This is a genomic window from Micromonospora humi, assembly GCF_900090105.1.
GTDB lineage: Bacteria > Actinomycetota > Actinomycetes > Mycobacteriales > Micromonosporaceae > Micromonospora > Micromonospora humi.
Genome location: NZ_FMDM01000017.1, coordinates 16,069 through 30,180, shown reverse-complemented (window position 1 = coordinate 30,180; position 14,112 = coordinate 16,069). Strand labels below are relative to the sequence as shown.

Genomic DNA, 14,112 nt, shown 5'->3' with positions numbered 1-14,112 from the left:
CCGCCGACTCCCCGACGCGCACGACGCGGCCCGGCGGACTCCCACGGGTCCACCGGGCCGCGTGACCCGAAACGCGGGTCAGTTCACCACGAAGAGGAGCCGGTTCGGCGAACCCGAACCCGGGTTGGTCACCTTGCCGGTGGTGGCGTTGCTGGTGAGGTAGCTGGCCACCTGTGACGGGCTGTAGGACGGGTTGGCCGACAGCACCAGCGCCGCCGCGCCGGCCACGTGCGGCGAGGCCATCGAGGTGCCGCTGATCGTGTTGGTCGCGCTGTCGCTGCTGTTCCACGACGACGTGATCGACGAGCCCGGGGCGAAGATGTCCACGCAGGAACCGTAGTTGGAGAACGACGACCGCGCGTCGCTGCTGGTGGTCGAGCCGACCGTGATCGCCGAGGCGACCCGGGCCGGCGAGGAGTTGCACGCGTTGGCGCTGGAGTTGCCGGCGGCCAGCGCGTACGTGATGCCGGAGCTGATCGAGCTGGCGACCGCGTTGTCCAGCGTGGTGCTGACGCCGCCGCCGAGGCTCATGTTGGCCACGGCGGGCTTGACCGCGTTCGAGGTCACCCAGTTGACGCCGTTGACCACGCCGGCGGTGGAGCCGCTGCCGGAGCAGTTGAGCACCTTCACCGCGATCAGCCGCACGCCCTTGGCCACGCCGTAGGTGCTGCCGCCGACCGTGCCCGCGACGTGCGTGCCGTGGCCGTTGCAGTCGGTGTTGTTGCTGTCCACCGTGTTGGTGCCCCAGGTGGCCCGGCCGCCGAACTGGCTGTGGGTGGTCCGGATGCCGGTGTCGATGATGTAGGCGCGCACGTTGGTGGCGGTGTTCGGGTAGGTGTAGGTGCTGTTGAGCGGCAGGTTCCGCTGGTCGATCCGGTCCAGGCCCCAGGTGGCGCCGGTCTGGGTGCCCTGCACGGTGACCCGGCGGTCCTGCTCGACGTACGCGACGGCCGGGTCGGCGGCCAGCCGGCGCGCCTGTCCGGTGCTCATCTTCGCCTGGTAGCCGGTGAGCGCGGCGGTCCACACCGCGCCGACGCTGCCGCCGTAGCGCTTGGCCAGGCCGGCGGCCCGGTCCGGCACGGCGGTGCGGGCGGTACGGCTGTTCGCGGCGCCGACCGCGTCGCCCTTGAGCACGACCAGGTAGCTGCCGCTGACGGCGTCGGCGGCCCCGGCGTACCGGATCTGGCCGGTGGGCGCGGCGAGGGCCGGGGTGGAGGCGGCGGCGGTGAGGGCCGCGGCGGCGGCCGTGACGGCGAGCGCACGCAGCGCGCGACGCCGGGGAACGGACACGTCGGGCATCGTCTGGCTCCCTACCGGGCGGGCCGGTTCGTGGCCGGCGGGCCGCCCATCGACGGATGTTGGCAGGAATGCTAACCACACATCGATGCTCATGAAAGAGATAGTTGCCGGGTAATACCGTCGACCGCCGGCGATCCGGCGGGTGCGCGCCGCGCCGGGCGGCCGTCGAGGCAGGATGGCCACGTGGACCGTCACGACATGCTGCTCTCCCCCGCCGGGGTCGACGCGCTGCGCACCGCGCTGACGCGGGCCGACTTCACCGCCAACGGCATCGCCGGGCGGCTCGGCTCCCAGGCCACCGGCGGGGTGGCCCGCAACGACTACCGCGCCGCGCTGCGCGCCACCGAGGACCGCGACCGGCTGGCCACCCTGATCCGGGTGTTCATCTGCGACCGGACCGAACCGGAACCGGTGGTGGCCGCCGCGCTGGCCCCGCTGGGCGTGGACGAGGCGCTCGCCGGCGGCATCGTCGAACGGCACGGCGACGGCCTGCGCGCCGGCATCGACCTGGAACCCTACGCCGACGACTGGTGGGTGCTCGCCGACGTGCCGGCCAGCGCCCGTCCCGGCCGGCCATTGCACGCCGAGCACGTGCTCGGCATCGGCGGGGCCACCCAGACCCTCATCGGCGCCGCCGTACGCCGCCCGGTGGAGACCGCGCTGGACCTCGGCACCGGCTCCGGGGTGCAGGCGCTGCACCTGAGCACCCACGCCCGCCGGGTCACCGCCACCGACGTCTCCGAGCGGGCGCTGCGCTTCGCCGCCACCACCGCCGCGCTCAACGGTCAGGACTGGGAGCTGCTCCGCGGCGACCTGGTCGCCCCGGTCGCCGGGCGCCGCTTCGACCTGGTCGTCAGCAATCCGCCGTTCGTGGTCGGACCCGGTACCACCACGCACGTCTACCGCGACTCGGGGCGGGTCGGCGACGCGATCGGCGCCGAGCTGGCCGCCGCCGCGCCGCGCCTGCTCACCGACGGCGGCACCATGCAGTACCTGGCGAACTGGGTGCACGTCACCGGCGAGGACTGGGCGGAGCGGGTCACCGGCTGGTTCGCCGGCACCGGGCTGGACGCCTGGGTGATCCAGCGCGAGGTGGCCGACCCGATGGCGTACGTGAACCTGTGGCTCACCGACGTCGGGGAGAGCGCCGACCCGCACCGGATGGAGGCGTGGCTGGACTGGTTCGACGCGCACAAGGTGGAGGCGATCGGGTTCGGCATCGTGTCGCTGCGCCGCGCCGGGCACGACCAGCCGATCGTCCGGGTCGAGGACCTGCGCCAGCGGGTCGAGCCGCCGCTCGGCGACCGGATCGGCGAGTGGTTCGACAGGCAGGACTGGCTGCGCGCCCGGGACGCCGACGGGCTGCTCGCCGCCCGCTACCGGGCCGCCGACGGGCTGCAACTGCGCCAGGAGGCCACCATGGGCGACGACGGCTGGGCGGTGGACCGGCAGGTCCTGGCCGCGCCGCGCGGGCTGCGCTGGTCCGAGGAGATCGACCCGCTGGTGCTCGCCCTGGTCGGCGGCGCGGACGGCCGGCTGCCGCTGCGCGACCAGCTCGCCCTGCTCGCCGCCGCGCACGACGTGACGCCCGGCGAGCTGGCCGAGGCGGCCGGCCCGATCGTGGCGCACCTGGTCGAGCGCGGCCTCGTCGAGCCGGTGGTCGACTGATGCGGGCGCTGGTGCAGACCGTCGGCCGGGCCTCGGTGACCGTCGACGGCGCGGTGGTGGGCGAGATCGCCGACGGGCTGCTCGTGCTGCTCGGCGTCACCCACACCGACACCCCGCAGGTGGCCGCCACGATGGCCCGCAAGCTGCACGAGCTGCGCATCCTGGACGACGAGCGCAGCGCCGCCGACACCGGGGCGCCGCTGCTCGTGGTCAGCCAGTTCACGCTCTACGGCGACGCCCGCAAGGGACGGCGGCCCAGCTGGACCGCCGCCGCCCCCGCGCAGCTCGCGGAACCCCTGGTGGAAACCGTGGTCGAGGAGCTGCGGGCCCGGGGCGCGAAGGTGGAGACCGGACGCTTCCGCACCCACATGCTGGTGGAGAGCGTCAACGTCGGCCCCCGCACCCTCCTGCTGGACCTCTGACGGACCGGGCCCCTAGAAGAACAAACCGCGGCGGGACAGCGACTGGCGGAGCCAGCCGTCGAGCTGCGCCGCCCAGTCGGTGCGGTCCGCGGTCGCCTGGTCCACGGTGAAGCGGCCGAACGCGTCCCGGCCCTCGGAGAACAGCCCGCCCCGCTTGTCCATCTCCAGCACCACCTGCACCTGGTGCGGGTCGGTGACGAAGGTGACCTCGAGCTGGTTCATGGCCCGGGCGTACTGCGGCGCCGGGTAGAACTCGATCTCCTGGTAGAACGGCAACTGCTGGCGTACGCCGTAGATGTGACCCCGCTCGACGTCGGCGCGGGCGAACCGGAAGCCCAGCCGCAGCAGCGCCTCCAGCAGCCGCTCCTGGGCCGGCAGCGGGTGCACCGCGACCGCGTCCAGGTCGGTCGAGTCGACCGCGCGGGCCACCTCCAGCTCGGTGCGCAACCCCATGGTCATGCCGTGCAGGTGCTGGCCGTACAGGTCGGTCAGCGGCGTCTCCCAGGGCACCTGGAAACGGAACGGCACGTCGTGGCGCTGCCCCGGCTCCAGCCGGAACGCGCCGGTCACCCGCACCTGGCCGAACTCCTGGTTGGTGTCGTACTCCGAGTCGCCGCTCTCCACCTCGACCCGGGTGACCAGGCCCAGCGAGACGTAGCTCACATCCGCCGGGTGGTCGCCGCCGACCACCTGGATCCGGCCCTCCAGCAGGCCGCCGGGGCGGCAGTTCGGGTTGGTCAGAACCGTCTGCACCGACGGCCCGCCCACACCCATCGCCTGCATGAGCCGCTTGAAGACCACCTGTGTTCTCCGATCGCCTGTGCTGCCCGGCCGGGCCGGCCGGTCCGCTGGCACGGTAACCGGCTCCGGCAAGCGACGACCGGAGTTCGACGCGGATTCCTGTCGGGTCCCCGATCGCCTCACTCCCGTCTCACGCCCCGACCGCCAAGCTGTTTGTCACCGGCCCACCACGCCGGCGGCACGGGGCCGGTACGGCTCGTAGGACACGGGGAGAGACAGAGATGACCCAGCAGATGATCGAGCACCAGGACATGGACGTCACCCTCACGGACCTGGACGCCACCGACGAGCGCGGCGTCTCCACCGACCTGGTCCGGGCGTACCTGAACGGCATCGGCCGCACCAAGCTGCTCACCGCGGCGCAGGAGGTCGAGCTGAGCCGGCGGATCGAGGCCGGCCTCTTCGCCGACGAGAAGCTGGCCACCTGCACCCCGGTCTCCGACGAGCTGCGCGCGGACCTGGCGCTGATCGCGGCCGAGGGCCGCGCCGCCAAGGACCACCTGCTGGAGGCGAACCTGCGGCTCGTGGTGAGCATCGCCAAGCGCTACACCGGGCGGGGCATGGCCTTCCTCGACCTCATCCAGGAGGGCAACCTCGGCCTCATCCGCGCCGTCGAGAAGTTCGACTACACCAAGGGCTACAAGTTCTCCACGTACGCCACCTGGTGGATCCGCCAGGCCATCACCCGCGCCATGGCCGACCAGGCCCGCACCATCCGCATCCCGGTGCACATGGTCGAGCAGGTCAACCGCATGGTCCGGGTGCGCCGCGAGCTGTCCGTGACGCTCGGCCGCGAGCCCACCGTCGGCGAGGTCGCCACCGCGCTGGAGGTCCCGGAATACCAGGTGATCGAGCTGATCTCCTACGACCGGGAGCCGGTGAGCCTGGACCAGGCGGTCGGCGAGGACGGCGAGAGCGCGCTCGGCGACTTCGTCGCCGCCGTCGACCCGCGCACCGAGCCCGGCGACGCCGCCGCCAACGGCGAGCTGCGCAACGAGGTCCGCATCGTGCTGGCCACCCTCTCCCAGCGGGAGCAGGCGGTCATCCGGCTGCGCTTCGGCCTGGACGACGGCCGGCAGCGCACCCTCGACGAGGTGGGCCGCGAGTTCGGGCTGTCCCGGGAGCGGATCCGGCAGATCGAGAAGGTGACGCTGCTCAAGCTGCGTGACCCGGAGCGGGCGAACCGGCTGGAGGCGTACGCCTGCTGACCGCACGCGCCACCGACAGGCCCCGGCGGTTCGCCGGGGCCTGTCGCGCTTGAACCGGCGCCCCGGCACGGCCACCCTGGTGCGGTGAACTGGACCCTGGAAGTGGTGATCGTGCCCGTCTCCGACGTGGACCGGGCCAAGGAGTTCTACGCCGAGCGGGTCGGCTTCGCCGTCGACCACGACACCGACCTGGGCGGGGTGGGGCGGATCGTGCAGCTCACGCCCCGCGGCTCCGGGTGCTCGATCGTGCTGGGCCGGGGCGTGGTGCCGGAGATGCCGCCGGGCTCGCTCAAGGGTCTGCAACTGGTCGTGGCCGACCTGGAGCAGGCCCGCGCGGAGCTGGTCGAGCGCGGCGTCGAGGTCAGCGAGATCCAGGTGGTCGGGCGCAACCCGGGCCCGGTGCCGCACCCGCTGGACAACGTCGGCTTCGTCTTCTTCCGCGACCCGGACGGCAACGAGTGGACCGTGCAGCAGATCTCCGCGCGGGCCTGAACCTGTTAAGAAGGGGCCCCGCCTATACCGAATGCGTTAAGCGGGGGCCCCTCCTTACAACCGGCGGGGGCCGGTGTCGGGGCGCGGCGAAGCCGCGCCGGCGCCGACGGTGGCGTGCAGCACCGAGATGCCGTCCGGGCGGGCCAGCACAGGGTTGAGCGTGAGCGAACGCACCCGGGGCTGCTCGTCGGCCAGCCGGCCCACCCGCAGCAGCAGGTCCACCAGGGCCGCCCGGTCCACCGGGGCGGCACCCCGGTGCCCGTGCAGCAGCGGCGCGGCACGCGGCTCGTCGACCAGCTCGGCGGCGTCCCGGTCGGTCAGCGGCACCGCCCGCCAGGCCCGGTCGCCGAGCAGCTCGGTCGCCACCCCACCCAGCCCGAAGCCGACCACCGGCCCGAACGCCGGATCCTCCACCAGCTCCACCACGCACGCCACACCCGGCGCGACCATCGGCTGGACCAGCACCTCCGCCCCGAACACCGGGGCCATCTCGGCGTACGCGCGGCGCAGCGCGTCGGCGTCGGCCAGGTCGAGCCGGACCGCGCCCAGGTCGAGGCGGTGCCGCAGCCCCGGGTCGGCCGCCTTGAGCGCCACCGGCCAGCCGAGCCGCTCCCCCGCCGCCAGCACCTCGTCGACCGAGCCGGCCGGCGCCGACTCCACCACGTCGATCCCGTACGCGCCGAGCAGCGCGGCCGGCTCCGCCCCGTCGGGACCGAGCGCGGCCTGCCCGGCCGACCGGTCGACCCGGGTCAGCTCGGGCAGCGCGCCCGGCGGCCGGCGCAGCCAGTCCGCGTACCGGGTGACCCGGGCCAGCGCCCGCACCGCCTCCTCCACGCTCGGATAGGCCGGCACCCCGGCGGGCACCCGGCCGGCGAGGAACGTCGCCACCACCGGCTTGCCGGTGGCCCGCGCGTCCGGCAGCGCCGCCGCGAAGTCGGCCTCCGGGTCGCTCAGCTGGCCGGGCAGCGGCGGGGCGAAGACCGCCACCACGGCGTCCACCCGGTCGTCGGCCGCCGCGGCGGCCAGCGCGGCAGCGTACGCGGCGGCGCCGGCGCGCGGCCCGACGTCGTGCGGGTAACCGTCGGCGACGACCAGGCCCTGCCCGGTGCCGGCGGTCGCCGCCAGCCCGGTCAGCGCCGACGAGTTGCCGACCACGGCGACCCGCCGCCCGGCCGGCAGCGGCTGGTGGGCCAGCAGCACGCCCACGTCGAGCAGTTCGGACACGGTGTCCACCCGGATCACGCCGGACTGGGCGAACAACGCGCTGACCGCGGCGGCGTCCAGCGCCGGCGCCTCGCCCACGCCCGGCGGCCGGGCCAGCGACGCCAACGCCACCACCGGCTTGCTCCGGCCGATCCGCCGGGCCAGCCGGGCGAACTTGCGCGGGTTGCCGAACGTCTCCAGGTAGAGCGTGATCACGTCGGTGCCCGGGTCGTCCTGCCAATATTGCAGCAGGTCGTTGCCGGACACGTCGGCCCGGTTGCCGGCCGAGACGAAGCTGGACAGGCCGAGCCCGCGCCGGGACGCCTCGGCGAGCAGCGCCACCCCGAACGCGCCGGACTGGCTGAACACGCCGACCCGGCCCGGCGCCGGCAGCACCGGGGCGAGCGTGGCGTTGAGGCGTACCGCCGGGTCGGTGTTGGCGACGCCGAGACAGTTCGGGCCGACCACCCGCATGCCGGCCAGGTGCGCGGCGCGGACCAGGGCGCGCTGCGCCGCCGCGCCGGCCGGGCCGGACTCGGCGAACCCGGCCGAGACCACCACCAGCCCGTGCGCGCCGGCCCGGGCCGCGTCGTCGACCACCTCGGTCACCGCCTCCGGCGCGACCGCCACCACCGCCAGGTCGACGTCGAGGCCGGCGTCGACCGCCGACGGGTAAGCCGGCAGCCCGGCCACCGTCGCCGCGCTCGGGTGCACCGGGACGATCGCGCCGGTGAACCCGCCGTCGCGCAGGTGCCCGAGCAGCGCCGCGCCGACGCCCTGGCCGGTGGTGCTGGCGCCGTAGACGGCGATGCCACGGGGGGCGAGCAGCCGGGCGATCGACCGGGCCTCGGTGCGGTGCTCCCGGCCGCGCTGCACCTCGAGCGTCGCCTCGGTGGCCGCGATCGGGAAGCTCAGGTGCACGACGCCGTCGGCGTACTGGCGCTGGACCTGGTAGCCGAAGTCGGCGAAGACCCGCAGCATCGTCCCGTTGGCGGGGAGCACCTCGGCGACGAAGTGCACGATGCCGTGCCGGCCGGCGGCGTCCGCCAGGTGCTCCAGCAGCACCGAGCCGATGCCCCGGCCCTGGTAGGCGTCCTCCACCACGAACGCCACCTCGGCCTCCGGCGAGGCGGGGCCGAGCCGCTCGTAGCGGCCGACGGCGACGATCCGCTCGCCGGCCAGCACCACGAACGCCTCCCGGTCGCGGTGGTCGACGGTGACGAAACGCTTCAGGTCCCGCTCCGGGATGCGCGGGTACGGCGAGAAGTAGCGCAGGTAGCGGGTGCGCTCGGAGAAGCGGGCGTGCATCGCCACGATCGCCGCCGCGTCGTCCGGGCGGATCTGTCGCAACTGGACGGTGCTGCCGTCGCTGAGCAGCACGTCCACCGGTTGTTCGACTGTGGTCACGGGATCAGTCGCGCGGATCGTGCGGGTCGAGGCCGAGCAGCGGGAAGACCGCCTTGCGGGTGGCCGCGACCGCCCGGTCCACCGCGTTCGGCTCGCCGCTGGGCTGCCACGGCTGGTATTCCGGGTCGACGTCGTCGGTCATCCGCAGCGGGACGTCGTGCCCGGGCCGCCGGCGCGCGGCCAGCTCCCGCCAGGCCGGCGGGGTGAGCGCGGCCGGGTCGATCGGCTCGCCGGTGGCCACCGCCAACAGGTGCGTCCAGGCCCGCGGCACCACCTCGACCAGCGCGTACCCGCCGCCGCCGGTGGCCACCCAACGGCCGTCGCACAACTCGTCGGCGAGCGCCCGCAGCGCCCGGTAGGTGGCCCGCTGCCCGTCCACGGACAGGTGCAGGTCGGCCAGCGGGTCGGCGCGGTGCCCGTCCGCCCCGCACTGGGTGACCAGCAACTGTGGCCGGAACGCGCGCAGCACCGACGGCACCACCGCGTGGAACGCCCGCTGCCAGCCCGCGTCGCCGATCCCGGGCGGCAGCGGCACGTTGACCGCGGTGCCCTCCGCGCCCGGCCCGCCGGTCTCGTCGGGGAAACCGGTGCCGGGGAAGAGCGCGAGCGGCGTCTCGTGCAGGCTGACGGTGAGCACCCGCGGGTCCCGGTAGAAGATCTCCTGCACGCCGTCGCCGTGGTGCACGTCCACGTCCACGTACGCGATCCGTTCGGCGCCCAGGTCGAGCAGGCGGGCGATGGCCACCGCCGGGTCGTTGTAGACGCAGAAGCCGGCGGCCCGGGCCGGCATGGCGTGGTGCAGGCCGCCGGCCACGTTGACCGCGCGCCGGGCCTCGCCCCGCCAGACCGCCTCGGCGGCGGCCACGGTGGCGCCGGCGATCAGCGCGCTGGACTCGTGCATGCCGTCGAAGACCGGGTTGTCCGAGGTGCCCAGGCCGAAGCCGGCGAAGAGCGGGTCGTGCGGCGCGGCCCGGACCGCGTCCAGGTAGGCCGGATCGTGCACCCGGGTCAGCAGCGCGTCGTCGGCCGGTTCCGGCGTGACCAGGCGCACCCCGGGCCGGTCGAGCACCCCCAGCTCACGGGCGAGCGCCATGGTCAGCTCGACCCGCACCGGGTCGAGCGGATGGTCCCCCATGTCGTAGGCGAGGAGGGCGGGATCCCACACCACCACCGTGTCGTCGGCCATGCGGCCATCGTCGCACGCGGGCCGGGGCGCGCCCACCAGCCGCGCGCTCACCGGCCGGCGGCGTCGCCGGTCGCCACCGGACGGTCCGGGTCGGTCACCCACTCGCTCCACGAGCCGACGTACAGGGCGGCGTCGGGCCGGCCGGCCAGGTGCAACGCCAGCACCGCCTGCGCGGCGGTCACCCCGGAACCGCAGTACGCCCCGACCGGCGCGGCGCCGTCCACCCCGGCCTCGGCGAAGCGCGCCCGCAGCGCCTCGGCGGCGGGGAACCGACCCTGCGTCACGTACCCCGGGGCGGGCAGGTTGACCGCGCCCGGGACGTGCCCGGCGACCGGGTCGACCGGCTCGGTCTCGCCCCGGTAGCGCGGGGCGGCCCGCACGTCGAGCAGCACCCCGGCGTCGGCGGCGGCGAGCCGGGCGGCCCGCGCGGCGTCGAGCACCGGAAGCCCACCCGGGGCGACCGTCACGTCGCCGGGGGCCGGCTCGGGCACCGTGGTGTCCACCGGCAGCCCGACGGCGGTCCAGGCGGGGAAGCCGCCGTGCAGCACCCGCACCGCCCGGTGGCCCGCCCAGCGCAGCGTCCACCAGGCCCGCGCGGCGGACATCCCGTCGCCGCCGTCGTACACCACCACGGGGTGACCGGCCCGGACGCCGGCGGCCCGCAGCGCCGCCTGCAACGCGGCGGGGTCGGGCAGCGGGTGCCGCCCGGCAGCGCCGGGTCGCCCGCACAGCTCGGTGTCCAGGTCGACGAAGACGGCGCCGGGCAGGTGACCGACGGTGTAGTCGTCGCGGCCGGGCGGGCCGGTGAGCCGCCACCGGACGTCGAGCAGCACGGGTGGGTCGGCGCGGTCGAGCTCGACGGCGAGCCGGTCCGGCTCGACCAGCAGCTCTGCGGTTCCGGACATGCGGTCCAGTCAACACCATCCGGGCAGCGACCTCCGGGTTCGCCTGCGGCGGGCCGTCGGTCGTTACGGGTAGCATCGGACGCCGGGAGGCCGCTGACGTGAAGCATGACCTGGTCGACACGACCGAGATGTACCTGCGCACCATCCTCGAGCTGGAGGAGGAGGGTGTGCCACCGCTGCGCGCGCGCATCGCCGAGCGGCTGCGGCAGAGCGGTCCGACCGTCAGCCAGACCGTCGCCCGGATGGAGCGGGACGGCCTGCTCACCGTCGAGGGCGACCGGCACCTGACCCTCACCGCGCTGGGCCGCAACAGCGCGGTCTCGGTGATGCGCAAGCACCGGCTGGCCGAGCTGCTGCTGGTCAACGTGATCGGGATGCCCTACGAGGAGGCCCACGAGGAGGCCTGCCGCTGGGAGCACGTGATGAGCGACGCGGTCGAGAAGCGGGTCTACGACCTGCTCAACCGCCCGTCCCGCTCGCCCTACGGCAACCCGATCCCGGGCCTGGAGGAGCTGGGCGACCCGGGCCAGCACCCGGCCGAGACCGTCGAGGGCGAGCGCAACCTGGCCTTCCCCGGCCTGTCCGGCCCGGTGGTGGTGCGGCGGATCTGCGAGAGCGTGCAGACCGACGCCGACGTGCTCCGGCAGTTGCACGCCGCCGGCGTCGACCCGGGCGCGACCGTCACGGTGGCGCAGGAGCGCGACGGCGTCTCCATCGACCGCTCCGGCGACCGGGTGCGGCTGCCCCGCGAGGTCGCCTCCCGGGTCTTCGTCGCGGCCCGCTGACCTCCCGGTCCGGGGCTCACAACCTGCGGGTGTCGATCACCTTGGCCAGGGCGACCAGCTTGGCGGTCGCCCGGTCCGCCTCCGCCGAGGCGGTGCCGGGCGGAGTGGCCCAGCGGAGACTGGCCAGCCGGTCCTCGCCGGCCAGCCAGCCCACCTCGGCGACCGGGCCGGCCTTCCCGGTCTTCGACACCGTGCGCCGGTAGGCGATCTTCCCCAGCTTGGTGACCTTGGCCGCGCCGCGCGGCTGCACGTCGGCGGTGAAGGTGGCCGCGTCGATCGACGTGTCGGTCACCGAGAGCGTCAGCTCCGGCAGCGCCGCCGCCTGGGCGCGGACCACGCAGGTGTGCGTGTCGCCCCGGTCGGTGGCGGCGGCCACGTCGAACGTGCCACCGGTGTGCGCGGCGATCACCGCGAAGTCGAGCAGCCGGCAGGCCCCGCCGGAGGAGGCTGCGGCGACGTCGGCCGCCGGCGGCGGCGCGGCCGGCACCTCGACCGCCGGGGCGTCCTCGGCGCAGCCGGTGGCGAGCAGGACGGCCGAGACGGCCAGCCAGGTACGGGCGCGCACGGGGAGACCTCCGCGATCGGCGGCGGGCGGGTGACCCGCCGGAGTTCCGTCGGACACCGTACGGGGCGTACGACGGGGACGGAAGGCCCTAATCGGCCACGTACGGACAGTGCCGGCATCCTCGCCCGCAGCACGTGCCCCGCCGGGCCAGGAACCCGGCGCTGAGCACGAACAGCCCGGTGTCCGGGTCGAGGTAGCCGGCCTCCCCGGCAGCCAGCGCGGCGGCGTGCGCGGCCAGGATCCGCGCCCGCTCCGGATGCGCCGGCGGCAGCCGCGACGGGTGCGGCTCGGTCAGCGCCCGGTCGGCCAGCTCGTCACCCACCGCTGAAGTGTAAGGAGGGGCCCCTTCTTAACGTTTTCCGCATAGGCGGGGGCCCCTTTTAACACCTCTCAACCGCGCCGCCCGAAGGCCTCGCCGATCGCCGCGCGGTCGGCGCCGACGGCGAGCAGCACCCGCAGCAGCACCTTCGCCTTGTACGGGTCGAGCAACCCGCCGTCGACCAGCCCACGCCGCCGCAGGTCCCGCTCCGAGCCGACCGCGCCGTAGGTGTCCCGCAGCACCGACCCGGCCCCGGTCCGCGACGTGAGCACCACCGGCATCCGTCCGGCCAGCGCGCCCAGCGCCGGGGCGAACGACGGCGGCACGTGCCCCACCCCGAACCCGGCCACCACCAGCCCGTCCCGACCGGCGGCCACCGCGTCGAGCAGGGACACGTCGTCGTCGAGGGTGACCGTGTGCAGCGCCACCCGGGTGGCGGCCAGCCGGTCCCGGTCCACCGCGGGCAGCGGCGCGCGCCGTGGCGGCCGGGCCAGCACCCGTACCCGTCCCTCGATCACGTGCCCGAGCGGCCCGGCGTTGGGCGAGGCGAACGTGGCCGTACTCGTGCTGTGCGTCTTGCGGACGAACCGCGCGGCGTGGATCTCGTCGTTGAGCACGGCGAGGACGCCGAGGTCGCGGGCGGCCGGCGCGGCCGCGACCCGGGCCGCCGCGAGCAGGTTCGCCGGCCCGTCCGGGCCGGCCAGCGTCGGGTTGCGCATCGCGCCGGTGAAGACCAGCGGCGCCGCGTGCGGCCACACCAGGTCGGCCAGCCACGCGGTTTCCTCCAGCGTGTCGGTGCCCTGGGTGACCACCACGCCGGTCGCCCCGCCGTCGACCGCCGCGGCCGCCGCGTCCACCAGGTCGAGGATCTGCCGGTACGCGAGCGCGGCGCTGGGCACCGCCTCGACGTCGCGCACGTCGAGCGGTATGTCGGCGAGACCGGGTACGGCGGCGGTGAGGTCGGCGCCGGTGAGCCGGGTGACCACTCCCCCGGCGCCGGCGCCGGCCATCGCGATGGTTCCGCCGAGGGTGAACAGGGCGATGCTCATTGGTCGGCCCGCTCGGCGAGCAGGAATGCCTGCGGCTGGCGTTCGGCGCCCACCGGCTCGCGGACCAGCGTGGCCGTCACCGTGAACCCGGCGGCGGTGAGCTGGGCGGCCAGCCGCTCCGGCGGCAGCCAGTGCACGTCGAACCCGACCGGGTGGCCGTAGGCCTGCTCCCGCCGGTCGAGCCGGTCGCCGACCTTGACGGCGAGCAGCAGGTGACCGCCGGGAGCGAGCACCCGCTGGAAGCCGGCGAACACCCCGGGCAGCAGCTCCGGCGGCAGGTGAATGATCGAATACCAGGACAACAGCCCGGCGAGCGACGCGTCCGGCGCGGTCAGCTCCGTCATCGAACCGACGTCGAAGCGCAGTTGCGGGTGGACCCGGCGGGCCACCGCCACCATCCCGGGCGACAGGTCGACGCCGGACACGTCGAGGCCGAGGCGGTGCAGGTGGGCGGCGACCCGGCCGGTGCCGCACCCGACCTCCAGCACCGGCCGGCCCGGCCCGACCGTCTCGGCGAACGCGGCCAGCACGGCCCGGTCCAGCGGCGGCTCCACCACGTCCGGCAGCACCCGCGCGTAGCTCTCGGCGACGGTGTCGTAGGCGTCGCGGATCTCGCTGAGCCAGCCCGGTCCACTCACCTCTCCGACCCTACTCACCCACCCCGGCCTCCTCGTCGATCATGAAGTTGGCGGTGCGCGGGACGGCGTGTCGCACCGTCAACTTCATGATCACCGGGCTGCGGGTCGGGATGTGGACAGGTGGCGACCGCGAAATCTGCGGGTAGCACGGCGCTGCTACGGTCC

Annotated in this window: 14 protein-coding genes; 5 read left to right on the top strand and 9 right to left on the bottom strand. The window is 75.1% G+C overall.

Annotation, left to right across the window (positions count from 1 at the left end; all coding sequences use genetic code 11):
* Window positions 1-78: 78 nt before the first annotated feature.
* Entirely contained in the window at window positions 79-1,299 is a 1,221-nt protein-coding gene (locus tag GA0070213_RS26500) for a S8 family peptidase (RefSeq protein ID WP_091070505.1), read from the bottom strand.
* Window positions 1,300-1,482: 183 nt separating this feature from the next.
* On the opposite strand from GA0070213_RS26500, the gene GA0070213_RS26495 reads away from it, so the two are divergent.
* Together GA0070213_RS26495 and dtd are read left to right on the top strand one after the other, a co-directional pair.
* Complete coding sequence (locus GA0070213_RS26495; RefSeq protein ID WP_175441513.1) at window positions 1,483-2,967, top strand: DUF7782 domain-containing protein; 1,485 nt, start codon at window positions 1,483-1,485, stop codon at window positions 2,965-2,967.
* Window positions 2,967-3,389 (top strand): D-aminoacyl-tRNA deacylase, encoded by a 423-nt coding sequence (gene dtd, locus GA0070213_RS26490; RefSeq protein WP_091070503.1) that lies wholly within the window; start codon window positions 2,967-2,969, stop codon window positions 3,387-3,389. Before GA0070213_RS26495 ends, dtd begins: the two co-directional genes overlap by 1 nt.
* A 12-nt stretch (window positions 3,390-3,401) precedes the next feature.
* Here dtd and GA0070213_RS26485 read toward each other — a convergent pair whose 3' ends face one another.
* Window positions 3,402-4,190: a sporulation protein gene (locus GA0070213_RS26485; protein WP_091070500.1), complete on the bottom strand. Its 789-nt coding sequence runs from the start codon at window positions 4,188-4,190 to the stop codon at window positions 3,402-3,404.
* A 221-nt stretch (window positions 4,191-4,411) separates the two neighbouring features.
* Here GA0070213_RS26485 and sigB point away from each other — a divergent pair, with 221 nt between their 5' ends.
* Together sigB and GA0070213_RS26475 are read left to right on the top strand one after the other, a co-directional pair.
* The gene (gene sigB / locus GA0070213_RS26480) at window positions 4,412-5,398 is read left to right on the top strand and encodes an RNA polymerase sigma factor SigB (RefSeq protein ID WP_091070498.1); all 987 of its coding nucleotides are present in this window, start codon (window positions 4,412-4,414) and stop codon (window positions 5,396-5,398) included.
* Window positions 5,399-5,482: 84 nt separating this feature from the next.
* Window positions 5,483-5,890 (top strand): VOC family protein, encoded by a 408-nt coding sequence (locus GA0070213_RS26475; protein ID WP_091070495.1) that lies wholly within the window; start codon window positions 5,483-5,485, stop codon window positions 5,888-5,890.
* Window positions 5,891-5,944: 54 nt separating this feature from the next.
* Here the strand turns inward: GA0070213_RS26475 and GA0070213_RS26470 are convergent, their stop codons facing one another.
* The 3 genes from GA0070213_RS26470 to GA0070213_RS26460 are packed head-to-tail and all read right to left on the bottom strand — an operon-like array spanning window position 5,945 to window position 10,591.
* Window positions 5,945-8,500: a bifunctional acetate--CoA ligase family protein/GNAT family N-acetyltransferase gene (locus GA0070213_RS26470; RefSeq protein WP_091070492.1), complete on the bottom strand. Its 2,556-nt coding sequence runs from the start codon at window positions 8,498-8,500 to the stop codon at window positions 5,945-5,947.
* Window positions 8,501-8,504: 4 nt separating this feature from the next.
* Window positions 8,505-9,686: an acetoin utilization protein AcuC gene (locus GA0070213_RS26465; protein WP_091070715.1), complete on the bottom strand. Its 1,182-nt coding sequence runs from the start codon at window positions 9,684-9,686 to the stop codon at window positions 8,505-8,507.
* Window positions 9,687-9,733: 47 nt separating this feature from the next.
* Complete coding sequence (locus GA0070213_RS26460) at window positions 9,734-10,591, bottom strand: sulfurtransferase (RefSeq protein ID WP_091070489.1); 858 nt, start codon at window positions 10,589-10,591, stop codon at window positions 9,734-9,736.
* 98 nt (window positions 10,592-10,689) lie between these two features.
* On the opposite strand from GA0070213_RS26460, the gene GA0070213_RS26455 reads away from it, so the two are divergent.
* Window positions 10,690-11,376 (top strand): iron-dependent transcriptional repressor DtxR, encoded by a 687-nt coding sequence (locus GA0070213_RS26455; protein WP_091070486.1) that lies wholly within the window; start codon window positions 10,690-10,692, stop codon window positions 11,374-11,376.
* Between the two features lie 16 nt (window positions 11,377-11,392).
* Here GA0070213_RS26455 and GA0070213_RS26450 read toward each other — a convergent pair whose 3' ends face one another.
* From GA0070213_RS26450 to GA0070213_RS26435, 4 genes are all read right to left on the bottom strand, one after another.
* The gene (locus GA0070213_RS26450) at window positions 11,393-11,941 is read right to left on the bottom strand and encodes a hypothetical protein (protein ID WP_091070483.1); all 549 of its coding nucleotides are present in this window, start codon (window positions 11,939-11,941) and stop codon (window positions 11,393-11,395) included.
* An 88-nt stretch (window positions 11,942-12,029) separates the two neighbouring features.
* On the bottom strand, window positions 12,030-12,263 hold the full coding sequence (locus GA0070213_RS26445) for a DUF5522 domain-containing protein (protein WP_091070479.1): 234 nt from the start codon (window positions 12,261-12,263) through the stop codon (window positions 12,030-12,032).
* A gap of 68 nt (window positions 12,264-12,331) precedes the next feature.
* Window positions 12,332-13,309 carry an asparaginase gene (locus GA0070213_RS26440; RefSeq protein ID WP_091070476.1) on the bottom strand — a complete coding sequence of 326 codons (978 nt, stop codon included), beginning with the start codon at window positions 13,307-13,309 and terminating at the stop codon, window positions 12,332-12,334.
* On the bottom strand, window positions 13,306-13,947 hold the full coding sequence (locus tag GA0070213_RS26435; RefSeq protein ID WP_091070473.1) for a class I SAM-dependent DNA methyltransferase: 642 nt from the start codon (window positions 13,945-13,947) through the stop codon (window positions 13,306-13,308). The genes GA0070213_RS26440 and GA0070213_RS26435 overlap by 4 nt, the downstream gene beginning before the upstream one ends.
* Between the last annotated feature and the right edge of the window lie 165 nt (window positions 13,948-14,112).